26 protein-coding genes are annotated in these 25773 nt (G+C 63.6%); 9 read left to right on the top strand and 17 right to left on the bottom strand.

The window, feature by feature from the left end; translation table 11 throughout:
* Window positions 1-19: 19 nt before the first annotated feature.
* The 5 genes from KKP04_RS11870 to KKP04_RS15775 form a co-directional block, all read right to left on the bottom strand.
* A complete protein-coding gene (locus tag KKP04_RS11870) occupies window positions 20-697 on the bottom strand; it encodes an NnrU family protein (RefSeq protein WP_215031421.1) in 678 nt (225 codons plus the stop codon).
* Window positions 698-791: 94 nt separating this feature from the next.
* Window positions 792-2177, bottom strand: a complete 1386-nt coding sequence (locus KKP04_RS11865) for a VWA-like domain-containing protein (protein WP_215031418.1) — start codon at window positions 2175-2177, stop codon at window positions 792-794.
* Entirely contained in the window at window positions 2170-3279 is a 1110-nt protein-coding gene (locus KKP04_RS11860) for an AAA family ATPase (protein ID WP_215031415.1), read from the bottom strand. Before KKP04_RS11860 ends, KKP04_RS11865 begins: the two co-directional genes overlap by 8 nt.
* Before the next feature lie 155 nt (window positions 3280-3434).
* Entirely contained in the window at window positions 3435-4427 is a 993-nt protein-coding gene (locus KKP04_RS11855) for a hypothetical protein (protein WP_215031412.1), read from the bottom strand.
* Between the two features lie 200 nt (window positions 4428-4627).
* Entirely contained in the window at window positions 4628-5680 is a 1053-nt protein-coding gene (locus KKP04_RS15775) for a CBS domain-containing protein (protein WP_215031409.1), read from the bottom strand.
* Window positions 5681-5941: 261 nt separating this feature from the next.
* On the opposite strand from KKP04_RS15775, the gene KKP04_RS11845 reads away from it, so the two are divergent.
* The 3 genes from KKP04_RS11845 (at window position 5942) to KKP04_RS11835 (ending at window position 9261) form a co-directional block, all read left to right on the top strand.
* Window positions 5942-6688 carry a methyltransferase gene (locus tag KKP04_RS11845; RefSeq protein ID WP_215031399.1) on the top strand — a complete coding sequence of 249 codons (747 nt, stop codon included), beginning with the start codon at window positions 5942-5944 and terminating at the stop codon, window positions 6686-6688.
* Window positions 6689-6780: 92 nt separating this feature from the next.
* Window positions 6781-7746 carry an acetyl-CoA carboxylase carboxyltransferase subunit alpha gene (locus KKP04_RS11840; protein ID WP_215031396.1) on the top strand — a complete coding sequence of 322 codons (966 nt, stop codon included), beginning with the start codon at window positions 6781-6783 and terminating at the stop codon, window positions 7744-7746.
* 183 nt (window positions 7747-7929) lie between these two features.
* Entirely contained in the window at window positions 7930-9261 is a 1332-nt protein-coding gene (locus KKP04_RS11835; protein ID WP_215031393.1) for a murein L,D-transpeptidase family protein, read from the top strand.
* A gap of 103 nt (window positions 9262-9364) precedes the next feature.
* On the opposite strand, the gene KKP04_RS11830 is transcribed toward KKP04_RS11835, so the two are convergent.
* Window positions 9365-9859, bottom strand: a complete 495-nt coding sequence (locus KKP04_RS11830) for a MucR family transcriptional regulator (protein ID WP_215031391.1) — start codon at window positions 9857-9859, stop codon at window positions 9365-9367.
* A gap of 370 nt (window positions 9860-10229) precedes the next feature.
* Here KKP04_RS11830 and KKP04_RS11825 point away from each other — a divergent pair, with 370 nt between their 5' ends.
* Window positions 10230-10871 (top strand): polymer-forming cytoskeletal protein, encoded by a 642-nt coding sequence (locus tag KKP04_RS11825; protein ID WP_215031389.1) that lies wholly within the window; start codon window positions 10230-10232, stop codon window positions 10869-10871.
* A 226-nt stretch (window positions 10872-11097) separates the two neighbouring features.
* On the opposite strand, the gene KKP04_RS11820 is transcribed toward KKP04_RS11825, so the two are convergent.
* From KKP04_RS11820 to KKP04_RS11800, 5 genes are all read right to left on the bottom strand, one after another.
* A complete protein-coding gene (locus KKP04_RS11820) occupies window positions 11098-13122 on the bottom strand; it encodes an acetyl/propionyl/methylcrotonyl-CoA carboxylase subunit alpha (protein ID WP_215031387.1) in 2025 nt (674 codons plus the stop codon).
* 217 nt (window positions 13123-13339) lie between these two features.
* Window positions 13340-13618: a hypothetical protein gene (locus KKP04_RS11815; RefSeq protein ID WP_215031385.1), complete on the bottom strand. Its 279-nt coding sequence runs from the start codon at window positions 13616-13618 to the stop codon at window positions 13340-13342.
* 252 nt (window positions 13619-13870) lie between these two features.
* A complete protein-coding gene (locus tag KKP04_RS11810) occupies window positions 13871-14194 on the bottom strand; it encodes a DUF4389 domain-containing protein (protein ID WP_215031383.1) in 324 nt (107 codons plus the stop codon).
* Between the two features lie 179 nt (window positions 14195-14373).
* Entirely contained in the window at window positions 14374-14757 is a 384-nt protein-coding gene (locus tag KKP04_RS11805) for a cupin domain-containing protein (RefSeq protein ID WP_215031380.1), read from the bottom strand.
* Between the two features lie 8 nt (window positions 14758-14765).
* The gene (locus KKP04_RS11800) at window positions 14766-16340 is read right to left on the bottom strand and encodes a L,D-transpeptidase family protein (RefSeq protein ID WP_215031378.1); all 1575 of its coding nucleotides are present in this window, start codon (window positions 16338-16340) and stop codon (window positions 14766-14768) included.
* A gap of 163 nt (window positions 16341-16503) precedes the next feature.
* On the opposite strand from KKP04_RS11800, the gene KKP04_RS11795 reads away from it, so the two are divergent.
* The 3 genes from KKP04_RS11795 (at window position 16504) to KKP04_RS11785 (ending at window position 19214) form a co-directional block, all read left to right on the top strand.
* Window positions 16504-17511: an aromatic acid exporter family protein gene (locus KKP04_RS11795; protein ID WP_215031377.1), complete on the top strand. Its 1008-nt coding sequence runs from the start codon at window positions 16504-16506 to the stop codon at window positions 17509-17511.
* A gap of 128 nt (window positions 17512-17639) precedes the next feature.
* Window positions 17640-18638, top strand: coding sequence for an aldo/keto reductase (locus KKP04_RS11790; protein WP_215031375.1), 999 nt, complete (start codon window positions 17640-17642; stop codon window positions 18636-18638).
* A gap of 54 nt (window positions 18639-18692) precedes the next feature.
* Window positions 18693-19214, top strand: a complete 522-nt coding sequence (locus KKP04_RS11785; RefSeq protein ID WP_215031372.1) for a hypothetical protein — start codon at window positions 18693-18695, stop codon at window positions 19212-19214.
* Between the two features lie 14 nt (window positions 19215-19228).
* Here the strand turns inward: KKP04_RS11785 and aroB are convergent, their stop codons facing one another.
* Both aroB and KKP04_RS11775 read right to left on the bottom strand, forming a co-directional pair.
* Entirely contained in the window at window positions 19229-20365 is a 1137-nt protein-coding gene (aroB, locus tag KKP04_RS11780) for a 3-dehydroquinate synthase (RefSeq protein WP_215031368.1), read from the bottom strand.
* Entirely contained in the window at window positions 20362-21000 is a 639-nt protein-coding gene (locus KKP04_RS11775) for a shikimate kinase (RefSeq protein WP_371818779.1), read from the bottom strand. Before KKP04_RS11775 ends, aroB begins: the two co-directional genes overlap by 4 nt.
* Window positions 21001-21130: 130 nt before the next feature.
* Between KKP04_RS11775 and KKP04_RS11770 the strand changes: the two genes are divergently transcribed.
* Together KKP04_RS11770 and KKP04_RS11765 are read left to right on the top strand one after the other, a co-directional pair.
* Entirely contained in the window at window positions 21131-21271 is a 141-nt protein-coding gene (locus tag KKP04_RS11770) for a hypothetical protein (RefSeq protein ID WP_037234637.1), read from the top strand.
* Window position 21272: 1 nt separating this feature from the next.
* Window positions 21273-22280: a tyrosine recombinase gene (locus tag KKP04_RS11765; protein WP_215031365.1), complete on the top strand. Its 1008-nt coding sequence runs from the start codon at window positions 21273-21275 to the stop codon at window positions 22278-22280.
* A 16-nt stretch (window positions 22281-22296) separates the two neighbouring features.
* On the opposite strand, the gene KKP04_RS11760 is transcribed toward KKP04_RS11765, so the two are convergent.
* Genes KKP04_RS11760 through fabA form a run of 4 tightly spaced genes read right to left on the bottom strand, consistent with a single transcriptional unit; the run spans window position 22297 to window position 25609 of the window.
* On the bottom strand, window positions 22297-22854 hold the full coding sequence (locus KKP04_RS11760; RefSeq protein WP_215031362.1) for a GNAT family N-acetyltransferase: 558 nt from the start codon (window positions 22852-22854) through the stop codon (window positions 22297-22299).
* Window positions 22855-22884: 30 nt separating this feature from the next.
* Window positions 22885-23766, bottom strand: coding sequence for an enoyl-ACP reductase FabI (gene fabI, locus KKP04_RS11755; protein ID WP_215031359.1), 882 nt, complete (start codon window positions 23764-23766; stop codon window positions 22885-22887).
* A 40-nt stretch (window positions 23767-23806) separates the two neighbouring features.
* Complete coding sequence (gene fabB / locus KKP04_RS11750; protein WP_215031356.1) at window positions 23807-25024, bottom strand: beta-ketoacyl-ACP synthase I; 1218 nt, start codon at window positions 25022-25024, stop codon at window positions 23807-23809.
* Between the two features lie 48 nt (window positions 25025-25072).
* Window positions 25073-25609, bottom strand: a complete 537-nt coding sequence (gene fabA / locus KKP04_RS11745) for a 3-hydroxyacyl-[acyl-carrier-protein] dehydratase FabA (protein WP_215031353.1) — start codon at window positions 25607-25609, stop codon at window positions 25073-25075.
* Window positions 25610-25773 lie beyond the last annotated feature (164 nt).

Raw genomic sequence — 25773 nt, 5'->3', positions numbered from 1 at the left:
GGGGCGGCGTTTCTGCGCGTCAGCGGATCGTCGGAACTCCGGCGAACCACGAGTGAAAATGAAACGCCGCCGCCCAGAGCGCAACGCCGATTGCGACGCGCCACCAGCCGAGTCGCGCGAAACTGAGATGCGCGCGGCCATCCGCCATAGCCGCAAAGGGGACGAACGACGTCTTAGCCTCGAAATCGGCCCAGCCTGGCACCGTCGCCCGTTTGCGGCGTTGCTGAAGCCAACTCCCGATCAGCGCGGTAGCCGCGAGCGCCCCGAAAAAGAAAACGCCGCGCCACGTCCCCTGTGAAAGCAGGTGCGCGAAGGCCCAAATGGCGATGCCCCACATCACGGGATGGCGCGTGATCGCGAAAATACCGCCCGCCGCGTCGCCTTTTTCGAGCACCTTCTCCGCGCCGGGAGAAGAGGGGTTCGGCGTCGCCAAGCCGCCGACGATCAGGATGTATGCGAAAAGGATCAGTATCGCCGCGATCCAGATCCACCACGCGGGCATGGACCAGAGCTTCTCGCCCGGAACCGCGGCGTTGAACTCGGTGACTGCCCACCAGAGCGTGGCAAGCGAGAGGATCGAAAAGATTGCGGTGTACGCACCTTCCCCCGCGATGGCGACCGACCTGCGCCTGAGCGGGGTCGATGGAAAAAGATGCAAAATGAAAAAGGCGGACGCCGCTGCAAGCAAGCCGTTCATGATGCCCCTCCGAGATTAAAGACGTTCTACATGAAATCGGGGGACGCCGGAAGAACCGCGCGCTGATCAACCGGGGTTGTCTGCAAAACTCGTATCAGCTCAGTACGAGCTTGCGGCCGAAGGGAGCCGCCGCATTCGCGAAGGCTTCCGGCACGGCCCATAAGACGGGCCAGCGCGGACGGAAGCGCGCCGGGCCATCGAGGTCGGTCAGGACCACGGCGATGTCGGGGGCGTATTTGTCCGCTTCCATGAGGAGCGGCGTGAAGTCGGTGTCGCCGCGCCCGTCGAACTCGATCTCGCGCAGGTTTGAGACGCCCGGCTCGTAGCGCGCCACCTTCCTTACGCGGTCGTCACCGATGATGAGCATCAGCCCGGCCTCCTGCCGACGCGTGATCGCCTCGATTTCCAGCGCGAAACGGTCGAGCATTTTTTCGTCGACCGAGCCCGACACATCCACCACCACCACGAGGCGCGGCACGGGCTTCGCGAGGCTGACGCCCGGCTCGAACGGCATGCGCCGCGTGCCCATGCGCCCCTGATTGGCGATATAGGAGCGGGCGGGGCGCGACCATGACAGATCGAGCTTCTTCGACAGCGCGCGGGCGAGTTGCGATCGAAGCGCGCGCTCCCAAGGGGTTTTTATCTTCGGCAGGTCGGCGACGAGCGCGCGCAGCATCGAGTGCATGCCGTCGCTGGCGTGGCTCCGCTCGATGCGTTCGCTCCATAGCCGCGCGGCCTGCGCTTCGGCCTCGGGCGGGGAATCGGGATCGGGTGTGGGCACGAGGTCGCGCAAGGCACCTGCGGCCATGGCGCGCGCCGTCGCGGCCTTCGGGCCGTCCTTCCGCTCGTCGGGCTTCGTCTGTTGACCCTGCTGTGTTTCGCGGCCGTTCTTGCCGTCCTGACTTTCCTCTGAGCCGCCCTGCTTCTCCCGGCGCTGATCGCGCTTTCCGCCGTTGTCCGCCTGCTGACGGTCGTCGATGGCGCGATAAAGCCGCTCCACATCCCATTCGAGCAGCGATTTCTCCACGTCCTCGCGGATGCCGAGCGTATCGCGCAGAAGCTCGTCCAGATAAACCGAGCGGCGCGGCAGCCTGAGCCAGGTCAGATGCGACAGCGAGCTGTTGACGATGGCGTCGGCGCAGATGTTGAAAAGGTCGAGATCGACATCGCCGAGAAGCTGCTGCAATTCAAGATAGCGTTGCGGATGACGCAGCGCGACATGCAGCACCTCGTGAGCCACAAACCCCACTTGCTCCGCAAGCGGCGTTTCCGGAAAGGACGGGCCGTAGCGAAGCGTGGTTCCGTCCGTCGAGACGACGGGCGCTGCCGGGTCCGACACATCGAGATGCTTCACCCACAGCGCGAGGCCCCCCGTGGATGGGGCGAATTCCACCATGCGCTGAATGGCTCGCGTGCCGCGATGGCCGGGCGGCAGACCCTTGCCCGCGCCGAAGTCGCTTGAGGCGCTGCCGTCAGGCATAGGTCGGTTCCTTGGCGCGCGCCTCGGCGTAGCGGGCATAGGCCGGGCTTTCGAGGATCACGCCCTCAAGGCCGTTCGACAGCGCCTTTTGCATGATGAGTTCCATGGCGAGCGTCTGCACCTCGCGAAGCGGCAGGCGGATGTCGGCCCGGATTTCCGGAAGCTGTTCCATGATTTCGAGCGCGCGCGTTACGGTGTCACTGTCCTTGCAGGCCGCGAGAAGCCCATATGTCATGCCGTAGAGCCCGTCGAGGGAACGTGGCAGCAGTGCCACCGTCTCGGCGCCGGGCTTCGCTTCCATGAGCTTGAAGACGTCAATGCTCGCCTGGATTTCGCGCAGAACTCCGAAAAATTCCGCGGCGTTCGAAGCGCCGATGCGTCCCTGCACGAAAATGCGCTTCGCGTGCTCCGACATCTCCGACTTCAGAACATTCGAGATGTCTTCCCAGCCGCGCGGGCTGGAGCCGATGAGATGATCGTTTGAAAGCTGCGCCTCGGTGTCGTCGAGCTTGTCGGGGCGCACCTTGAGATAGGCCATGACCTCCGGCGCGAAATCGTTGGCCATCGCGTGTTCGAGAAAGGCGTCGATCACGCTTTGCACGTGGAAGTGAAACATGCGATCCGCCAGCGCGGTGCCCATGTCGTGACACACGGCGCCGTGGAAGCTGGCATTGCCCGCCGCGATCACCTGCCAGCCGTCCGGCAGTTCATAATGCCCGACGCGGCGGTCGAGGATCAGAGAATAGGCCGAAATTTGCAGTCGCTGGTCGGCGGCGGTCAGTTCGTCGAGGAAAAGGATGCCTTCCGGCTGGTCGCGACCGGGCAGGAACTCCGGCGGAAACCACACCGTCTTCGCGAGCGAATCGTCCGCGTAGATCGCACCGCGAATGTCCACCGGCTCGATGGTGGTGAGGCGAAGATCCACAAGCGGCACGCCGTAATGGGCCGCCACCTGGCGGATAATGGAGGATTTGCCCACACCGCGCGTCCCCCAAAGCATCGTCGCCCTGCGCCGCAGGACGGGGTTGGCGAACTGCTCGATCAGGGCCGCCTTCGCGGTCGCGATCGAGACGGGGGGGACATTCATCGGGTTTCCGGCCATTCCTCACCATTCGGCGCAAAATTGATCAGTATACTTGTGAATGCGCAAGTAGTTGCCTTGTTCCCCGGATCATTCGGCGGAGATGGCCAGTTTTTCGTTTTTCCTGCCCCATTTTCGTGACCGAAAAGCCGCGTTCTACTTAAGTCCGAACCGAATCAAGCCGGTTCCATGACCCATTGCGGTGCTTTCAGTCGCCTTGGCATCGGCGGAATTTCGATCAGCGGCAGTCTGCGCATGCAAAACACCGAAGCCATGAGAAGCGGCGGCGCGTTGAATATCAGCATGCGCAGGACCGAGTCCTCCGACAGTTCCAGCCGTGAGGACAAGGCCGCAAGCCCGATCAGAGTGAGGCTGATCAGCAGGGGAAGCGAGCGACGGAACGCGACGCCCCAGCGCGCCTTATAGAGCCTGTCGTGGAATCGCGCGGGCGCATCGCTGAAGGTCTCGACGAGATGCTCCACCATCTTGTCGAGGTTCAACTCGGCCCTGCGGCTGCGGTCCGGTTCGCGACCGGACGTCTTCAGGATGCCGCGCCACGTGTCGGACCGCTTGCGGATGAGGCTCCAGTTCCAGCCGAGCACGGCCAGCAGGTCGTCAGGCAGGCGCATATGCGCGCCGTTCGGCGGCTGGATCTCGATGATGGTTTCAGGGTCGGCCTTAACTGTCGGCGCGGTTGCCGTTACGGTGAGGTCGCCAAGCGTGGCCGACATGTGGGTGAGGATTTTCTGTGTCGCGGGTAGCCCGGTGACGGTTTCGCCGCTGCCACGAAGAAGCCGCCAAGACTTCACCATACTGAACCCCGGTCCGAAGCGGAAGTGGTTCGCCGATGACACCGTGTCGATGCAGGCCAGCATGTCGGCAAGGTCGCGACCCTCGATTTCGAGCCGCGCCTCGAACTTTTCCGGCGCGGTTGAGCAGACGGTTGTGCGCGTCAGCTTATGTGGCGTGGCGTGGCTGGCAGCACAGCGGAGTTCGAGCGTTTCGGTGTAAAAGGGCGCATCCTCGGTTTCGCCGACGCGTTCGAGCCGTTTGAAAACAAGTCGTCTTTCCTGTCTGTCGGTGGCCTGAAGGTCCGGATGCAGGCCGCGCCGAGTGAAGGGCGCGACAAGGCCCAGAATTTCATGATGAGAGAGGGGATGCGAAGCCAAGGGTCACTCCAGTCAAACAGGTTCGGCCAGCAGCCGGGACGCCGTTTTTTCGTGCCGTGAGAGCCTTTCTCCCGACCGCTTCGCGACCGGCCGCTTTGGATCATTCTAACCGACTTTAACCTGTGCTCGAAGCGAACGGTTCCAACACTGCCGTTATCGCACGTGATCTGACGGTTAAATAAACGTGATTGGATCTGCTTCTACGCGCGCGCGCTGGCAAGCTGCCGCATGAAGCGTGTGAACCGGCGAAGCTGCTGCAATTCGTCGGGCTCAATGCCGTCCGGATCGAAATGCATCACGTCGTTGCGGATCTTGCGCACCGCGTCCAGCGACTGGCAGAAGACCTCGCGTTCGATGTTGATCCCGAGCCGTCCCCAGTTCTGCGGCAATTGCAGAAGGCGGATATACTCGCCGAAGGAAAGGTCTGCGACGGTTTCCACAAAAGCGAGGCGCGAGGCGTCCGCCGGGTTGCATGCGGTCTTCAGTTCCCCGGCGGAAAACACGTTGCCGATCATGTTGCGGACGAGGTTTTCGATTTCGCCAAGCAGCAGGAACGGCTCGGTCAGGTCGTGAAACTGAAGGCTCAGATCGTTCGCCGTGACGATGCCGGTGATGCGGCCGTCCGCGCCGCGCACGAGAACATAATCGTTCGCCACGATGGCCTGGATCGCGTCGAAGATCGAGACGTCCGATCTCACCTCGTGATGCGCTTCCATAGCGTCGCCGACGACGAGCGCGGGCCGGTTCAGCACCATGCGCGTTCCCACCGACCGCCAACTGAGCATGCCGAGCACGGTTTCCTCGTCCGTCATGACCGGAAGCTGGGAGAAGCCGCGCAGCATCATGATCGTGACGGCCTGAGCGACGGGCTGGTCGGGCGGCACGGAAACGATGCCCTGGTTCGCCGCGGCGAGCCTGCCGACCTTGTAGGTTGCCTCGCAGGTTTCCCACCGGCCCGGCGGGGTCGCCTCGGGTGCCTTCTGCGCGGTGTGGCCGGGCGTCGTCGGCTCGAAATTGACGAAAACGCCGTTCCCTTCGGAGAGGACGAACCTGATCGGCGCGTCGATCCAGACCGTCTCGAAATCGGGAACGGTCCGCACGCCTTCTTTTGCGAGTTCGTCGCGGATGTTCTGAACGATCCTGTAACGGCGGCGCTGGGCGTCGAACCAGCCGAGAAATGTCCGGACGCTGACTTCGGGCGGGGTCTGTCCCGCTCTCAGGTCGTTGGCAATGGAACCGATACGAGTATCCACGAAACACCCCCCTGCAAATGAGGTGAAATTAAATGGAAAACCGGCCCCTATGCAATCTCAACCGCGAGGCGACGGAAAGAGTTCGTTGCGTCATTTCGGGGCTGAAGCGGCGCGCGATGTCCTTCCCCTCCCCGCGCTCTCAGCGATGAGGAAACACAAGAGGCCTTGCGCTTTGGCAACGTCAGGGGGAAACAGGGGCGGAAGGCGCGCTCCTCCCTGCGACTGTGCGCGCCTCTTTGCAGAAATCCAGGTGAGAATTCCATGTCCCGCAAGGGCATAATCGCACGCCGCTTCTCGGAGAGCCTCCTGACCTACGACGCCAACGCGGCGCTTCAGGAGACGGTCGCGGCGCGCCTTGCCGGGCTTCTGCCCGATGCAAGCGAGCCGCGCATTCTCGAAATCGGTTGCGGCACGGGGCTTTTTTCCCGCCGTCTCATCGCGCGCTATCCTCGCGGCCGCTTCCTCTTCACCGATATCGGCCCCGACATGGTTTCTCGCTGTCGTGAGAACATCGCGGCGGAGAGCAAACGGGGCGCGGAGACGATGTTCGCCGCGATGGACGGCGACTGCCCGGCAGTCGCGACCGGCTTCGATCTCGTGGCATCGAGCATGACGCTGCAATGGTGCGACGACCCGCGCCGAAGCCTCGAAAGCTGGCGGCGGCTCCTGAAGCCCGGCGGCCGCGTCGTGTTCGCCACCATCGGCCCCGGCAATTTTCCCGAATGGCGCGAGACGCTCGCAAGCCTTGGCGAGCCTGTGGGCCTTCTCGACATGCCCGCGCTCGACGGCGTCGTGCGGGAGGAAAGCATCACCGCCGAATACGGAGACGCGGCGGGCTTTATAAGGGCGCTGCGCGACACGGGCGCGCGCCAGCCGAGGCCCGGCTATCGGCCGCTGTCGGCGACGGCGCTTCGGCGCGCGCTGGCCGCATTCGACCGCCGCCACGGGGGCTGCGTCACATGGCGCCTCGTCTATGGCGTTCTCGATGCGCCCGGTGCCGCGAAATGAACGGGGAGCGCCGGAACGCGCACTAGCCCTCTCGGGCGACCCATGCTAGGCAATGGGCGAAATCACACCCTTCCGTTCCAAGCTCCAAGGCCATGCGCACCTATCTCGACTTCGAAAAACCCATCGCCGAACTCGAAAGCAAGATCGCGGAATTGAGCGCGCTCGGCGAAGGAGAAGGCGGCGTTTCCATCAAGGATGAACTCGCCAAGCTTCGCGAGAAGGCGCAGACGGCGCTCGAAGAAACCTACAGGAGCCTCGATCCCTGGCAGAAGACGCAGGTGGCGCGCCATCCCGCGCGGCCGCACTCCGTCGACTACATCCGCGAGCTTATCGTCGACTTCATGCCGCTGGGCGGGGACCGCTATTTCGGCGAGGATCTTGCCATCATCGGCGGCCTCGGCCAGTTCAACGGCCGCACCGTCATGGTGCTGGGCCACGAGAAGGGCGCGGACACGCAAGGCCGCCTGCGGCACAATTTCGGCATGGCGAAGCCCGAGGGGTACCGCAAGGCCGTGCGTCTCATGCAGATGGCCGACCGATTCGGCATCCCGGTGGTGAGCCTCGTCGACACGGCGGGCGCATATCCCGGTATCGAGGCGGAGGAACGCGGGCAGGCCGAGGCCATCGCGCGCTCGACCGATTGCTGTCTGGCGCTGTCGGTGCCGATGGTCGCGGTCGTGATCGGCGAGGGCGGTTCCGGCGGCGCCATCGCGATTGCCGCAGCGAACCGCGTGCTGATGCTCGAACATTCGATCTACAGCGTGATCTCGCCCGAAGGGGCGGCCTCGATCCTCTGGCGCGACAGTTCGAAGGCGCGCGATGCCGCGACGAACATGAAGATCACTGCGCAGGATCTCCTTCAGCTCGGTGTGATCGACCAGATCATCCCGGAGCCGGTCGGCGGCGCGCATCGCGACCGGGAGGCTGCCATCAGCAATGTAAGCGACGCGGTCGAACGCGCCCTTTCCGAATTCGAATCACAGGAGGGACAGGCCATCAGAAAGCAGCGGCAGGACAAATTCCTCGCTATCGGCCGTACCTTGCCGGCCGCCCGTTAGGCTCTCGACCAAGGTGTCGCATTTTGGCCTCAATACCACGGCCAAGTCTCTGTTGCAGAAAAGGAATCGGAGGCCTGCAGCCTCAGGATGCGAGCGCTAAAAAGTACACGTGAGATGCAACCTCTTTTTAACCCAGACGGCCGATGCTCACCCGACAGCGCCACCGCGCAGAGGAAAGGCTTGATGAGAGTTGCGTTGCGTTTTGCGTCGGTCGCTCCGCTTTTGCTGGGCCTGACCGGGTGTCTCAACCTCTTCGGGTTCGGCGGCGATGCCGAGAACGCGGTGCCGCCGGCCGAGCGCCAGCTTCCTGCATCGACCCAGGCCATGCTCGCCATCAAAGGCATGAGGTCCGACGCGCCGATCTTCATCCGCATCTTCAAGGAAGAGTCGGAGCTTGAGGTCTGGAAGTTCAGGGACGGCCGGTTCCAGCATTTCCGCACCTACCCGATCTGTGCATGGTCCGGTACCCTCGGCCCGAAAATTCAGACCGGGGACAAGCAGGCTCCCGAAGGCTTCTACACCGTCACGCGCGGCCAGATGAACCCGCGCAGCAATTTTTACCTCGCCTTCAATCTCGGCTATCCGAACGTGCACGATCAGGCGAACGGCCATACGGGTTCAGCGCTGATGGTGCACGGCAATTGCAAGTCGGCCGGCTGTTATGCCATGACCGACGCCTATATCGAGGAGATCTACATCCTCGCTCGTGAGGCGTTCGACGCGGGCCAGACGAAGTTCCACGTGCAAGCTTTTCCTTTCCGCATGACCGCCGCCAACATGGCCAAGCACAGCGACAATCCGTGGTATCCGTTCTGGCTGCGGCTCAAGGAGGGCTACGATTCGTTCGAGATCACCGGCAAGCCGCCGCTCGTCAAGGTGTGCGGCAAGCAATATCAGGTGAACGTGCAGTTTCCCGGTCTTCCAGGCGATCCCGCGCCCGATGGCCCATGCCCGATCTTCGCAAAGGTCGATCCAAGGATGCTTCCGGGCATCGATGGCGTGCCGCAGACGCTTCTGGCCAACCTGAACCGGGCGCAGGGCGCCGGGCAGCAAGCCAGCCCATCTGTCGCGATGGCCACCATGGCACCGCAACCGCCGATGCGCTCCTTTACGCCAAGCTACGCGCAACCGGCCGCGACATTCTCGAACGCCCAGCAGCCGTCCGAGACCGGCTCGCTCGCGTCCATGTCTGCGTCTCCGGTGATCAGGACTCCCGCTAGCAAGGCCATGTCGATTGCGAGCATGCAGGCAACGCAACCGGGTTGGTCGCAGACATCCGGCGCTGCACCTGCATCGGGTGAGGGCTTTGCCGCTCGCATCGAGTCGCAAGGTAGTACGCCGCCCGTGCGCTATGAGTTTGGCAGCACATCGATGCAGGCACCTGCTCCGACGCCCGACCCCGGCGCGTTGCAGAAAACAAACCGCTCCGGCAAGGGCGGCAAGCTGGCCTCCCAGCCCGACAGGGTCGAAGACACGCCCGCGCCTCCGATCATGCTCGGATACACGCAGCGCTAGTGTTTCCGCCCCGACGCCTCGGTTTCCGAGCGCGTCGCACGCGGGGACAGGCTGTTTCGCCTCGCTTTGAGGCCTTCGCCGAAGGCCTCAAATGCCCGGACGATCAAGCTGCGTTTCGCGGACGCCTGCCGCGCGCCTTGGGAGCCGCCGCTTTGGGCGCCGGGGGCGCCGACGCAGGCTTCGCGCCGGCTTTGGCACCGTTGCGCTGTCCGAGGCCCATGCTCTTCGCGAGGTTGGAGCGCGCCTGTGCGTAGGCTGGCGCCACCATCGGATAGTCGTGCGGCAGACCCCATTTCTCGCGATATTCTTCCGGCGAAAGATCGTAATGCGTCTTCAGATGCCGCTTGAGGGATTTGAACTTCTTGCCGTCTTCAAGGCAGATGATGTGATCCTGCGTCACCGATTTCTTGATCGGCACTGCCGGCGTCAGCTCCGGTTTCGCGGGTTCGGCGGTCTGTGTGGCGGCCTTGCTGAGAGCCGCGTAGACCGAGCCGATAAAGTCGGCGAGCTTGTCGGCGCTGATCACATTGTTGGCGACATAGGCTGCCACGACATCTGCGGTGAATGAGGTCAGTTCGATTTCGTTACTGTTTTCCATGCTGTCCAGGACTTTTGCTTATGGCGCGAAAGTAAGCCACCGGTAACGCGCCGATTCGATGGGCTATGCGTTCCGCCTCTTACAGACTTTCGTGAACAATTAATAGTCGTTTGTACAATTTTTCAATGGTCTTCGACTGCCTTTTCAACCCGGCACCTTCGGACCTTGCCCGAAGCTGTGGCCGAAGGGACCAATCAGCTCGCTTCGTCGTCTCGGCCTTCCCGCACGGTGCGGATGCAACAAGCCCGCCCGCAATTTCGCGTCAGCCCGAATTTCGATTGCTTCGCTTGTGCTCGGCGGCCTATTGTGCGGCGAAGCTTACGTCGCGGTAACAAGCCGCAACAGCAGACACAGCAGGAGCGAGACGGCAGTGGCACGCGAGGCGATCATCCAGGAAGATACCATCATCAAGGGCAAGATCCGCAATTGCCGCCAGATGGAAATCCATGGCTATGTCGAAGGTGAGCTTGCCGCCGAATCCGTTCTCGTCCATCAGGGCGGTACGTTTTTCGGCACGCTGAAGACCGATCAGGCCGATGTCGCGGGGGCGGTCCAGGGCGAAGTTTTCGTGAAGAACCTCATCAGCATTCGCAGTTCCGGTTCCGTTAGCGGCAATGTCCGCTACGGGCAGCTTGCGATGGAAATGGGTGCGGATCTCTCGGCCGAACTGCGCAATGTGCCGCCGAAGCTCGCGGGCGACCTCGACATCACCGTGAAGCGCGGGCGTTCCGTCGTGATCACGAAGGAAGACATCACCGCGATCGACCCGGACGACAGCGCCCACGAATTGACCTTCAGCGTGTCGAACGTGTCGAACGGTTTCGTGGCGCTTGCTGCGAATGCCGGCGTTTCGGTGGACCGCTTCACGCAAGCCGATATCGAAGCGGGCCGCGTCATGTTCATGCATGACGGCGGCGACAGCAGCACGGCAAACTTCGACATTCTGGTTTCCGACGATAACGGCGCATCGTCCGGCTCCGCGCAGACCGTTCATGTGAACGTCCGGGGCTGACGGCCGGAATTGCCGCCGACTCGCGCGTTGATTTCTTTCGCCGCGCCCAAAATCTCCGCTCATCTTTATCGGTGACAGTCCGGCATTCCGGATTCGCCGGACAATCCTTGGCGCCCTTGATGGGCTTCTCACGACGTGGCGCGAAAACAGGGCACCCCCAGCGGCGTAAAAAAGCCGCTCCGAAGAGCGGCTTTTTGCATTTCTGCGTCGCCGGAAGCGGCTTCGATCAAGCGAATTCCATGATCACCGCGTCGACCGCGAGGCTGTCGCCCGGCTTCGCGCGGAGCTTTGTCACCGTCACATCGCGCTCGGCCTTGAGCACGTTCTGCATCTTCATCGCCTCGACGATGGCGAGTTGTTCGCCCTCCTTCACCTCCTGGCCTTCTTCCACCGAGATGGAAATCACAAGGCCCGGCATCGGGCAGAGAAGCTTCTTCGACGTGTCGGCCGCCTTCTTCTCGGGCATCAGCGCGGTCATCTCGGCCTCGCGGGCCGTGTAGACGTACGCCTTGGTGCGCACGCCGTTATAGGAGAGGTCGAAGCCGTTCGGAATGACGCGCACCTGCACCGAGACTTCTTTGCCGTCAACCTTGCCGTGCCAGATGGGCTTGCCGAACCACCAGTGGGTTTCGAAGCCGACCGTCTTCTCGGGATTGCCCTCGGCATCCGTGAAAGTGACCGTCGTGCCGCTCTTGTAGTCGCCCGCCAGCACGACATGCTGCTCGAAATTGCCGAGCTTGCAGATACGCGCCGCGCCGAGACGCAGGCCGACCGCATGCGGGAGCTGCCCCGAAATGTGGCGGCGGCGGATGTTATTGATATGGTCGATCCACGCTGCGACGGCGGCGAGAATATCGCGTTCCTCTCCTTCCGGCTCGCGATGCTTGAAGCCGTCGGGGTATTCTTCTGCGATGAAGCCGGTGGAAAGATCGCCCTTGCGCCAGCGCGGATGCTGCATGAGCGCCGAGAGGAATGGAATATTGTGCTCGATGCCATCGATGTAAAATGCGTCGAGCGCTGCGGCTTGCGCATTGATGGCGGCTTCGCGCGTCTGTCCCCACGTGATGAGCTTGGCGATCATCGGATCGTAGAACATGGAGATTTCGCCGCCCTCTTCCGTGCCGGTGTCGTTGCGCACGATGGTGCCGTTGAGGCGCGGCCCCTCGACCGGCGGGCGGTATTTCACGAGGCGGCCGATGGAGGGCAGGAACTTGCGGAACGGGTCTTCGGCGTAGACGCGGCTCTCGACGGCCCAGCCGTCGATCTTGAGATCCTCCTGCTTGAATGGCAGCTTTTCGCCGTAAGCGACGCGGATCATCTGCTCGACAAGGTCGAGGCCCGTGATCATCTCCGTGACCGGGTGCTCCACCTGAAGGCGCGTGTTCATCTCAAGGAAGTAGAAGTTCTTGTCCGGGTCGACGATGAACTCGACGGTGCCCGCGCTCTCGTAGTTCACGGCCTTCGACAGGGCCACGGCCTGCTCGCCCATCGCCTTGCGGGTGGCTTCGTCGAGGAAGGGGCTCGGAGCCTCTTCGATGACCTTCTGGTTGCGGCGCTGGATCGAGCATTCGCGCTCGAACACGTAGACCACGTTGCCGTGCTTGTCGCCGAGCACCTGAATTTCGATGTGGCGCGGGTTCTCGACGAACTTCTCGATGAAAACGCGGTCGTCGCCGAAGCTCGACTTCGCTTCCGCCGTCGAGGTGAGGAAACCTTCGCGCACTTCGTCGGCGGAACGCGCAATGCGCATGCCCTTGCCGCCGCCGCCCGCGCTCGCCTTGATCATCACGGGATAGCCGATGTCGTTCGCGATGGTGATCGCTTGCTCCGGGCTTTCGATCACGCCGAGATAGCCGGGCACAGTCGAGACGCGCGCTTCAGCCGCCGCCTTCTTCGACTCGATCTTGTCGCCCATCGCCTTGATGGCTTCAATGTTCGGGCCGATGAACGCGATACCGGCCTCTTTCAGCGCCTCGGCAAAGCCCGCGTTTTCCGAAAGGAAGCCGTAGCCTGGGTGGATGGCTTCCGCGCCCGTCTTTTTCGCGGCCTCGATGATCTTCTCGGCAACGAGGTAGGACTGTGCGGCGGCAGCCGGGCCGATGAGGACGGCCTCGTCGGCCATCTCGACGTGAACGGCGTTGCGATCGGCCTCCGAATAGACGGCGACCGTCTTGATGCCCATACGGCGCGCGGTCTTGATCACCCGGCAGGCGATCTCGCCCCGGTTTGCGATGAGGATCTTCTTGAACATTGCGGGCATCCTATGCGGCAGGCAGCGGCAGTTTGGTATTGTCTTGTTTGCGCCTGTTCTAACCGTCATGGGGCCGCGCATCAATGGTGCTAATGGTCCTGTGCAGCCATATACCACGCATGCAATTTAGGCAGGGCTGGGTTGCTGTCCGCGGCGGCGATTGCGTGTCTCAATCGGCGTCGCAGCGCTCAAAGCTTGCGCGAGGCAGAGCGCCCTTTCAGCCATCATCCCTGTCGTGAGCCATCATCATCACGGCAGCGCCCGCAGCCGCGCCCCCGAAGGTTATGGCGAAACCAGCCATCAGCATGCCGATGGGCAGGAGCGGTGTCTCGGATGTCGCGATGAGGGCTCCGACGCCGTTCACGTCGGTCGCGAGGATGAGCGCGAGCAACAGCCAGCCCGCCAGAATGCCGATCCCGGCGTTCAGCCCGAGGAAGCGCACGAGTTGCGGAAGATCGCTCCAGCCCGCCGAAGCGCGCCTCAAGAGAAGCTTCATGGTCGGCCTCCGGGCTCTTTTCGCGCGCGCGTCTCGCGTCGCCTTCACAGCATGCCACGTCCGGATATCGAACGCATGAGGGGCAACGCGCGGCCACGGAGAATTGTTCGAGGAGGCGGGAAGCGGCTTGAAGGGGGCAGGGGAGCGGGGCAAAGTCCTCGAATTGCGAAGGGAGGAGGTTGTCCCGCTTATTCCAAGGAGGTGTCCACCGTGTCGACTTAGCTGCGGACGGACACCAGCCTTCTTCAAAGCTTACGCGTCAGTGTTGATAGTCGGCCAGGCCTTGAACGGGAAAGGCTTCTCTTCCGTGTCATGGTAGATGAACCGCGATGCGTCACCCAGCCACTGACCTAAGCTAGGTCCGAACCGAGACAGGAACGGGTTCGGAGCCCGCTGGACGAGAAACCAGACCATCTGCACGAGAGCCAACGCAAAAAACAGGCTCTGACCGATACTGAACAGAACAAGAAAGAAAAGTGACAGACCCGCGCGAGGCCAGTTCCTTGGCTCCTGCACGGCGTCAGACTTGGTCTTCTCGGCCGCTGTGGCCGATAGATCTGCTGTTTCACTCATCATGGTAATCCTCCATCCCTTCGCCCTCCCCGCTTAACATGCGAAGTGAGCGGCATTGCGCCGATGGGGTGATATGCGGCATTTCGCCACGGATTCTCCACAGCGGTCGGCGTGTATCGGGGGCTTTTGCGGGTTGCATACCGGCGCGATGCGCGTTGGGCGCGTGTTTCGCTCAAGATCCGTCAAGGTCCGGGCGATGCCTTTGTTTGGGCCTGAGCACGATTCGATTCGCCGCCGCCGTCGAAATGCAGCGCAAGCCACACCGTCGGCGCGTCGGGCGACGTCCAGTCCACGCGGTGGCGTCGGTGGGCCGGGATGAAAACGAAGTCGCCGGGCTTGAGCGCGCGCGCTTCTCCCTCGCCATCGAACCGGAGCCGCGCGGCGCCCGATAGCAGCATGACCCATTCTTCGCGCGGTTGATCGTACCAGAAGCCCGGCGGGCTCGCCTGACCGGTCGAGACGATGCGCTCGACGCGAAGCCCCGGCACGTCGAGAAGCGCGGCGATGTCTTCTTCCGCGCTCCCCATGACGGGGAGGTTGGCGAAAATGTTGCCGACCTTCGGCATCGCGCCTCTCAATCCCTCACGACGGTGCGCGCGAGGATCTGGAAGTCCATCGGAAACTTGCCGTCGTTCGACGCCACATCCGAGAGAATGAGCGTCGAGCCGACAAAAAGCCGCTCGCCGATTCGATCCTTCACGTCCGCCGGTATCTCGATGCGGTCGAGCGCGGCGGCCGCGGTTTCGGGGAAAGGCTGCGCGGCGCGTTCCGGCTCAAGCGGTTCGACCCTGCGGCCGCGGCGGCTCGAATGCCTGCGATATTTAACTTCGATGGCGGCAGGTGGCGTGATGCCGACCCAATTCAGCGATGCCTTGTTGTCGCCCGCGCGGGTCGCGATAAAAAGATGCGTGCCGAGCGGGCGATCCACGTCCTTGATCGTCACGGGCATATCGAACAGCGGGGCGGTGCCCTGGCGCACGTAAAGGCGCCCCGTCTTGCGGCTGATGAGGATCGAGACCGGGACGGTGCGCGACGTTGCGTCCCTCATCATCCGAATGGCCTCGTCGCCTTCGGCGACCGCTGCCCGAATGGCCTCCTGCGCGGAGACCAGCTCGCGCTCGATCTCAGAGCGCGCGTTACGCGCGGTGCCCGCCACTGTTTCCGCATCGGCAAGTTTTGCCTCGACCGCTCCCACGCGCTGATCGACGGCTTTCGCCATCGCTTCGTCCACGTCCATCTTTTCGGAGGCGCGGGCGACGGCCTCAACCTCGCGGTTCACGCGCTTCACCCTCGCTTCGGCGACGGCGACAGTCCTGTCGGCTTGCCGAAGTTCCACCCGCAATTTGCCCGCGAGCGCGACGGCCGCCTTCCTTGCCTGTGCGGCGGCTTTACCTTTCTTCATCGCGGCGCCCTTCAGAGCGTCCACATACTCGTCCGGCGCCACGAGTTCCGGTTTCGGCTCGTCGGTCTTTCCGGCCGATAAGGCGACAGGCTCGACACCCGGCGTTGCGTCCGGTGCGCCTGTGGTCCTGTCATCGACCACCCCCGGCAGGGGCAGAAGCTTCGGGGCGGGGAGCTTCGCATGCGCAATCTCCACCGGGGCGATGTCCTGCGGCGCGATGACCACGCGCTGGCCGAGGCTCGTCACGGCGAAAAGCCGCTGCGCGAAGGCGGCGGGGAGCCGCACGCAGCCATGGCTGGCCGGATGATTGGGCACGACGCCCAGATGCAGCGCGACGCCGGTCCAGGTGAGCCGCTGCATGAACGGCATGGGCGCGCCGCTATAGATGTTGGAGCGGTGATGGCGGTTCTTTTCGAGGATCGTGAACACACCGGCGGGCGTCGCGTAGCCTCGCTGCCCCGTCGACACCCGGCTTCGCGCCCAGACGCCTTTCGCGTCGTAGAAGGTCACATGCTGATCGGCGAGCGAAACGACGCCATAGAGCGGCCCGACCGGATCACGGCTTTGCGTATCTTCGACCTTCCGCGGTTCCTCACGTTCGGGCTGGTAAGAACGGCGCCGCGCGTCCGCCGGTTGGGTCATCAGTCCGATGCCGATGAGCGCGGCGACAAGAGCCGTCGAAGCGGAAGCTGTGCCGGAACCCGACCGGAAAATGCGGCGCGGGCTCGGAAGATCAAATCGACGCATGACTTTGAACATTCGTGAGGGTTGCCGGGGAGAGCAGTATGCAGACTTCGCCGTAACTATAGCGTGAAAACGGGCGGCGCAAAGCGGAAGCGGGCATTAGGCGCGCAACAGGAGATACCGGCGATATTTCTGGGGGCCGCGTATCCGACCACGGAGCGACATCATGCAGACATGGACGCAAACGCTATCGCGTCGCGCAAGCGAGAATTGGCGCGACGCGTTCGCCTCCGCCGTTGCCGCATGCATCGCGTGGGTGCTGTCGGTCCGCCTCCTCGGCCACCCGACGCCGATTTTCGCCGCGATCACGGCCATCATCTGCCTTGCTCCGGCGCTGCCAAGTCGGGGACAACAGGCCATCGGGCTCCTGATCGGCGTGGCGACCGGCATCGTCGTCGGCGAACTGGCGCTGCTCCTGCCGCCGATGGAATCTCTGCTGCGCATGGGGCTTGCGACCTTCGCAGCCCTGCTGGTTGCGTCTCTCTTCGGGCTTGCGCCGGTCGTTCCGATCCAGGCGGGAATATCGACGGTGCTGCTGTTGTCGTTCGGTGTGGAAAAGGCAGGCGTGGCGCGGATGCTGGACGTCCTCGTCGGCGCGTCGGTCGGCCTGATATTCAGCCAGGTGTTGATGACGCCGAACCCCGTCCGCCTCATCGATGTGGCGGCGAAATCGCTGCTGCGGCGGCTGGCCAAAGGCTTCGCACAGGCAGAGGCGGCGATTTCCGAGCGGAACCGAGGCAAGGCGGAAGCCGCGACGAACCTGTTCACCGAGGCTCAGTCCACGCTCGTCAATCTCGATTCCGGCATCAACCGCGCGCGAAGCCTCGTTCGCTGGACCTTGCGCGGGCGGTTTGTGGCCATGCAGGTGCGAGAAATGGCTGCCCTCTACGACCGGCGCGCCATCCGGCTCTATGCCTCGGCGCTGCTTTTCGCTGAGTCGCTTGAGGAGGCGCTGCGGACGAGCGAGGAGCCACCGCCCCAAGGCTTGCTGGATCGGGTTGCTCATGTGGCGCGCGTGGTCGCCGCCTCCGCGAAGGATCTCGATGCCATGCGCGCGGAAGTTTTCGCCGCGCCGCTTCCGGTCTCGGTGCCGCACGGATGGCAAGTCTGTCTCGACAATTTCAATGCGGTGGAAGCCGCGCTCGCTGCCTTCATCGCGATCCGCGAGGAATAAAGCCGCGCCGTGTTCGCGCGCGGTCTTCGCCCGTCTGCATGGAGTGTCCGCAGGCGGGCGGATTATAATGATCCCGGAACACGCTTTCCGGCGCGTGCATTGGGTGGACAAGGAAGCGGAGACGGATCATGGAAACCATCGCAATCGGCAAATCGGGGATCGAAGCCTCGCGCGTCGCCCTTGGAACGTGGGCTATCGGCGGCTGGATGTGGGGCGGCACGGACGAGGCACAGTCCATCGCCACAATCCGCGCCGCCATCGACCGCGGCATCACGCTCATCGACACTGCGCCGGTTTACGGCTTCGGGCGGTCGGAGGAGATTGTCGGCAAGGCGCTCGCCGAGGGGGCTCTGCGCGACAAGGTGCGGATCGCGACCAAGTGCGGCCTGAACTGGCGCGACGGCAAGGTGTGGCGCGACGCCCGCCCCGAGCGCATCCGCCACGAGATCGAGGACTCTCTTCGGCGGCTTCGCACGGATGTCATCGACCTGTATCAGGTGCATTGGCCCGACCGCGAGACGCCGTTCGAGGACACGGCCCGCGTGTTCGAAGAGCTGCGGCGCGAGGGGAAAATCCTCGCCATCGGCGTCAGCAATTACGCACCCGCCGAGATGGAAGCCTTCCGCAAGGCGGCGCAACTCGACGCGGTGCAGCCGCCGTATAATCTCTTCGAACGCGAAATCGAGGCGGATGTCCTGCCCTACGCGAAGAACCACGGCCTTACCGTACTCGCCTACGGCGCGCTGTGTCGCGGCCTGCTGTCCGGGCGCATGACGGCCGATACGGCGTTCGATGGCGACGATCTCCGCAAGAGCGATCCGAAGTTCCAGAGCGAGCGCTTCCACGATTATCTCGCTGCGGTCGAGGCGCTGAAGACGCTGGCGCGCGACCGCTACGGCAAGTCGGTGCTCGCGCTCGCGGTGCGCTGGGTGCTCGATCAAGGGCCGACGATTGCGCTGTGGGGCGCACGAAAGCCGTCGCAGGTGGAAACCGTAAGCGAAGTCGTGGGTTGGACTATAGACGAGGATGCGAAGCGCGAAATCGACGCGATCCTGAAGCGGACCATTCGTGAGCCCGTGTCGCCCGCCTTCATGGCTCCGCCGGACAAGCGCCCCGCAGGTGTGTGACGGACGGGTAAGACACAACCGCTATCCTCGCTGCACCTATGTCGAGGAGTAGCCATGGCCATCTCTTACAAGAGCGAATTGCAGTTGCTGAACCATGACGAGCGCGAGCTGGTGCGCGCGACGCATTATCCCGCGATCTGCGAGGTGGCCCGCGAGGATCTTCAGGACACGCTGAAACGGCTTCGCGACATGCGCGACAAGGAAAAGACGCTCATGAAGGCGAAGCGGCGCGAGGCCAAGGGCACGGGCGAGGCGCGCGGCGGAAGTTTCCCCGGCACATCCGAGCAGCCGCGCCGCAGGAGGCAGGTCTTCGCGCAGGCGCTGAAGCGCGTGAACAAGGAGATCGAGCGCCACCGCAAGTTCGAGGCGAAGGCCGAGCTTGGCGCGAATGCGCGGCGCGCGCTTGCGATGAAGCGGTCAGCGGAATTCAACCGCCCGGTGCAGGGCGTGACTGCGAATGAAGGCATGTCGCCGCTTCCGAGCCGTCGCCGCCGGAAGAACGTCCACCCGTCGAAAATCGGGGAAGTGTCGCAGTGGACGAAGGTCCGCCAGGCGCAGAGGGACGCGCGCCTTTAGCGCGCGTCAAACGTCTATCGCTCCAACTCGGCGGCGAGAAAAGCGCGGATCTTGTCGCGCGCGACGTCCTTCGCCACGAAGGCGTTGCCGATGCCGCTCAGGAGAACGAGGTTCATCTTGCCGTCCTTCACCTTCTTGTCCTGCTCCATGAAGCTCACAAGCTCATCGAGCGTGGGCGCGCGGCCGAGCGTTTGGCGCAGTTCGCCGAAGGTGGTGGCAAAGCCGACTTCCGCCAGATGGTCTTCCAGCCGCCGCGACACCGTATGCGCGCAGAAGCCTTCCGCCTCCGAGAAGCGCGCCGCCAGCACCATGCCGAGCGCGACCGCCTCGCCGTGGAGCACATCGCCGGAATAACCCGCCCAAGCCTCAACCGCATGGCCGAAGGTGTGCCCGAGGTTCAGAAGCGCGCGGTCGCCCGCCTCCTTCTCGTCGCGCGAGACGATTTCCGCCTTCATGCGCACGCTCGTTTCGACGGCATCGGTCAGCGGATAGGTGTGCTGCTCGAAGATCGCGGGCGCATTGTCTTCCAGCCAGCGGAAGAACACCGAGTCGCCGAGCGCCCCATATTTCGCGACCTCGGCATAACCGGCGCGGAATTCGCGCGGCGGGAGCGTCTTCAGCGTGTCGAGGTCGATCAGCACGAGCGAGGGCTGATGGAACGCGCCGACTAGGTTCTTGCCGTGCGGCGTGTCGATGCCGGTCTTGCCGCCGACCGACGAGTCGACCTGCGCGAGAAGCGTTGTCGGCACCTGCACCACGCGCACGCCGCGCTTCAGCGTCGCCGCCGCGAAGCCCGCGAGGTCGCCGATCACGCCGCCGCCGAGCGCGATCACCGCATGGTCGCGCTCCACGCCGAGATCGAGCAGCGCAGCCGTTACGCGTTCGAGCGAGGCGAAACTTTTCGACGCCTCGCCGGATGGAACATAAATCGTCGCGCCGAGCAGCAGGCCGGTGCCCGAAAGCCCCGCCTCAAGCTGGTCCGCGTAAGCCCGCACGGCCTCGTCGGCGACGATGGCGAAGCGCGTTCCGGGCAGCGTCTCCGCCAGAAATTGCGGCGCGCCCGCGATCAGGCCGTTGCCGATGAGGATCGGATAGCTGCGCTCGCCAAGCTCTACGTCAACGCGGGCGGAAGGCTTCACTTGTGCCGTCATGACGGTTCGCTCCCTTGCATGTCGGCCGGTCGGGCTTCGCCGCCTCCGGCCTCTTTGGCTGTCAGATAGGTAAGGATCAGGTCGAGGATTTCATCCACGATGACTTCGTGTGGCGCATCGCGGCTTTCGATTTTGAGATCAGCCTCGGCATAGTAGGGCTCGCGCTGGGTGAGAAGCCGCTGAAGCACGGCCATCGGGTCGTCGGTCTTGAGAAGCGGGCGATTGTCCCGCCGCGAGACGCGCTGGAGGAGAAGGTCGAGCGGTGCGTGGAGCCAGATCGACACGCCGCCTCTGGCGATTTCGGCGCGCGTGGCGGGCGAGATGACCGAGCCGCCGCCCGTCGACAGCACCTGCGGGCCGCTTTGCAGAAGACGACGGATGACGCGCTCTTCGCCGTCGCGGAAGTAACCTTCGCCGTGGGTGCGGAACATCTCTTCAATGGTCATGCCCGCGGCAGTCTCGATCTCGGCGTCCGCGTCGTGGAAGGGCAGGTCCAGTGCGATGGCCAGCCGTCGCCCGATGGACGATTTGCCCGAGCCCATCATGCCGATGAGAATAACGCTCTGCCGCCCCAAAGCGTGCCGAACCGCCTTCGCCATCGGCTTCAAACCGCCTGCTTCGTTTTCCGACGTCACGAACCGCTCATCTTATTGGCTTATGGAAGAACAGGGCCGCAACTTAAGCTTCTATCGCATCCTTGACAACGGGCGCGAAGAACGGCAGCCCATAGGGAACGACCAAAGAACGACCGAGCCGGAGGGAGAGATGCCGACACTTCTTCGCTTTCTGACAATCGTCGGTCTGATCGCCGGGCTGTTCTATGGCTCGATGTTCGTTCTGGCGAATTTTTTCGAGCCGTCGCCGCACGAGATGACGAAGTCGATCCGCGACGCGAAGATCAAGTAGCATGGGGCGGCCACCGGGCTCCCATGCTTCGACGGCCGACGAGCCTCTGATCGCAGCCTACCTCGCCATGATGAGGTCCGAACGCGGCGCATCGGCCAACACGGTCGCGGCTTATGCGACCGATCTGCGCGAGATGTCGCGCTTCCTGGCAACGCGCGGCGAAACCTTTGCTGCTTGCCCGCGCGACGATCTGGAAGCGTTCTTCTCGGATCGCGCCGAGGCCGGGCTATCGGCCAATTCCGCCGCGCGCAAGCTGTCCTGCCTCAAGCGGTTCATGCTGTTCCTCGTCGCCGAGCACGTGCGCGAGGACGACCCCGCGCGGCTCATCGATGGCGCAAAGGCGCGGCGCACGCTGCCGATGACGCTCACCGTCGCCGAAGTTGACCTCCTGCTCGACGCGGCGCATCAAGCGGCGGCGTTTGGCGATCCGCAAACGCCCGCCGGACGCCGGGCGCTGCGCCTCGCCTGCCTGCTCGAACTGCTTTACGCCACCGGACTGCGCGTCTCCGAACTCGTCGGGCTGCCGCGCGCCGCCTTTCTAGGCGACCGCAAGATGCTCACGGTGAGGGGCAAGGGCGGGCGCGAGCGCATCATCCCGCTGAACCCCAAGGCGCGCACGGTGCTCGATTGCTGGCTGAAGACGCTGGATGAGACCGCGCGGGCAGCTGACGGCAAGGCAGGCGGCGCAGGGGCTTCGGCGTCGAAATGGCTGTTTCCGTCATGGGGCGAGGACGGCCATCTGACGCGGCAGAAATTCGCGCAGGATCTGAAGGCGCTCGGCGCTCGCCTCGGCTTCGATGCGGAGCGGCTTTCGCCGCACGTGCTGCGCCATGCTTTCGCGACGCATTTGCTCGACAGGGGCGTCGATCTGCGCGTGCTTCAAACGCTGCTCGGCCACGCCGATATTTCGACCACGCAAATCTATACGCACGTCATGGAAGATCGCCTGAGGCAGACGGTGTTCGACTTTCACCCGCTCAGTGAAGGCGCGGCGGAAAAGGAAAAATAGGCGGAGCGGACGCGCCTTAACGCGGTTCGAACCGATGCACCAGAAGCCCGAGATCGGGGCTCGCTTCCTTCAGCGGGAAGAACCGGCGGAACCCGCAGCTCTCGTAAAACTGCACGGCGCGCGAGTTGGCGCCTGTCACCACATGCACGCCGGGCGATTCCGCCTCGATGCACTGGTCGAAGAAGCGCGCGACGAGCAGCGAGCCGATGCCCTTGCCCTGCTGACCCGGCTTCACGTTGATGTGGAAGTGCGACGGGAAATCCTGAAGCGCGGCGCGAAAGTTCTTCGTGTAGAACGCCATCCCGTCGAGGATCGGACGGCATTCGTCGGAGAAACTGTCGAGGCATCCGGCGAGATAGCCGACGGCGTGCCGTTCATTGTCGAGGGCGATGAAAAAGGAGAGCGGCTGGAGGTCCAGATAATTGCCGAACCAGCGCTGATAGAACGCCGTTTTCACGATCGGCGAGTTGAAGGCCGAGGTGTTCGCCGTCGCAAAAAAGATCTCTGTAGCTTCGGCCAGAAGCCGGTCACGGTCCGACGGATCGATTGCGGTCAGCGGATAAGTGATGGCCACGGCATGCCTTTCCGGAAAACGCGAGCGGCCTTATTCGGCGGCGCGCGGCTCCCGCTGCGGGGCAACGCCGGCCTCAGTGGCGAGCCCTTCCCCCTTCTCGTTGATCATTTCGGGCCGTGGCATGGCGACGATGTTGTAACCCGAATCCACGTAATGGGTTTCGCCGGTGACAGCGGTCGAAAGGCCGGAAAGAAGATAGAGAGCGGCACCGCCCACTTCATCGAGTGTTGGCGTGCGACGAAGCGGCGAATGCATCTTCTGGTAATTGAAGATGACGCGCGCATCCGAAACGCCGGATCCAGCGAGCGTGCGCATCGGACCCGCCGACAGACCGTTGACGCGGATGGCCTGCGGACCGAAATCGACGGCAAGGTAACGAACGGACGCTTCGAGCGCCGCCTTAGCCACGCCCATCACGTTGTAGCGCGGCACGACACGCGTCGATCCGCCGTAGGTCAGCGTGATCATAGAGCCGCCGTCCGTCATCAGCGCGGCAGCACGCTTCGCGATCTCCGTGAAGGAGAAGCACGAAATCACCATGCTGTTGATGAAGTTGTCGCGCGTCGTATCGGCGTAGCGCCCCTTCAGTTCGTTGCGGTCGGAGAAGGCGAGCGCGTGAACCAGAAAGTCGATCTTGCCCCACTTCTCCCTGAGGACGTCGAAAACCGCGTCGACGGAGGCGAGATCCACCACGTCGCACGGCAGGATGATCTTGCCGCCGAGGCTTTCGGCAAGCGGGATGACGCGGCGGCCGAAGGCGTCGCCCTGATAGGTGTAGGCGATTTCCGCGCCCTGTCCGGCGAGCACGCGCGCGATGCCGTAGGCGATGGACCGGTCGTTGGCCACGCCCATGACGAGCCCGCGTTTGCCCGCCATCAACGGCCCCGGCCTTGCAACATCAAACCCAGTCATGAGATCGTGGCCTTTCCTGATCCGGCATGCGTCCGACGCTCTAGGCGTCGTACCGGTTGAATATCAACGTCGCGTTTGTGCCGCCGAAACCGAAGCTGTTCGACATCACGCAGTTCAGCTCGACGTTGTCGAGTCTCTCGCGAACTATTGGCATATCCGAGAAAGCCGGATCAAGCTCCACGATATTTGCGGATTCACACACAAATCCGTCATTCATCATCAGGAGTGAATAGATTGCCTCCTGCACACCTGCTGCGCCGAGCGAATGTCCGGTGAGCGACTTGGTGGCGGAAAGCAGCGGCGCCTTCGAACCGAAGACTTCGCGGACGGCTTCGATTTCCTTGAGGTCGCCGATAACCGTCGATGTTGCGTGGGGGTTGATGTAGTCGACCTTGCGGTCGAGCCCTTGCATCGCCACGCGCATGCAGCGGGCCGCCCCTTCGCCGGATGGCGCAACCATGTCGTAGCCGTCCGAGTTGGCGCAGAAGCCGACGAGTTCGCCGTATATCTTCGCGCCGCGCGCCTTCGCCCGCTCCAGTTCCTCCAGCACGAGCACGCCGGCGCCGCCCGCGATCACGAAGCCGTCGCGGTTTGCGTCATAGGCGCGGCTCGCCTTGGCGGGCGTGTCGTTGAAGTTGGACGACATCGCGCCCATGGCGTCGAACAGGACCGAGAGCGTCCAGTCGAGTTCTTCGCCGCCGCCTGCGAACATGATGTCCTGCTTGCCCCACGCGATCATTTCGGCGGCGTTGCCGATACAGTGCGCGGAGGTCGAACAGGCGGACGAGATCGAATAATTGATGCCCTTGATGCGGAACGGGGTCGCGAGCGTGGCCGAGTTGGTGCTCGACATCGCCTTCGGCACCTCGAACGGCCCGACCTTGCGAGGCCCCTTCTCGCGCGTGGTGTCGGCGGCGGCAACGATGGCGCGCGTTGACGGACCGCCGGACCCCATGATGAGGCCCGTGCGCTCGTTCGAAACGTCCTTGTCCTGGAGACCGGCGTCGGCGATGGCCTGCTGCATCGCGATGTAGTTCCATCCCGCGCCCGCGCCCATGAAGCGACGCACCTTGCGGTCGACCGCGGCTTCCCAGTCGATGGTCGGCTCCCCATGCACCTGACACCGGAAGCCGCGCTCGGCGTAATCCTTCGCCTTGACGATGCCGGAGCGTCCTTCGCGCAGGGAGGCGAGCACCTCCTGGGTGTTGTTACCGATGGACGAGATGATGCCCATTCCCGTGACAGCAACACGTCTCATGTCTTGACCCCACGTTGTCGCATTTGTTGAAAGGCTCGGCGCGGAGACTCAGCCAGCCGCCGCTTCAATGCCTACGTTCGCGTCGGTAAACAAGCCCACGCGGAGATCCTTGGCGGAATAAATGATCGCGCCGTCGGCCTTGAGAATGCCGTCGCCAACGCCGAGCGTCAGCTTGCGGCGGATGACGCGCTTCAGGTCGACGATATATTCGAGCTTCTTCACCGTCGGCACGACCATGCCCGTGAACTTCACTTCGCCGCAACCGAAAGCGCGGCCGCGACCGGGCGATCCGCCCCAGCCGAGAAAGAAGCCCAGCAATTGCCAAAGTCCGTCGAGGCCGAGACAACCGGGCATCACAGGGTCGCCCTTGAAGTGGCAATCGAAGAACCAGAGGTCCGGCCGGACATCCAGTTCGGCAATGACATGCCCCTTGCCGTGCTCTCCAGCGGTTTCGGAGATGCTCGTAATGCGGTCGAACATCAGCATGGGCGGAAGCGGCAATTGTGCGTTTCCGGGCCCGAATAGTTCGCCGCGACCGCAGGCGAGCAAGTCCTCATAGTCGTAGCTGTGGCGCCGCTCGGACATATTTCCTCTTTAGATAGTCATCATGCCTGCTCGGCGGCAGGCCGTCGCTAAACTGTCACATCCCGTAACTATCACACCTTTCGGTGCTCGCAACCCCACGCCATCGTTGCAATCGGCCTTCCGGGCCTTGGGCGGCGCTTGCGAGTTAAGGCGTCGCTACCTAT

Origin of the sequence: Rhodomicrobium sp. Az07 (assembly GCF_018619475.1) — a bacterium.
Taxonomy (GTDB): Bacteria; Pseudomonadota; Alphaproteobacteria; order Rhizobiales; family Rhodomicrobiaceae; genus Rhodomicrobium.
Note: the sequence above shows the minus strand (reverse complement) of the source record. Positions and strands in the feature narration are given on the sequence as shown.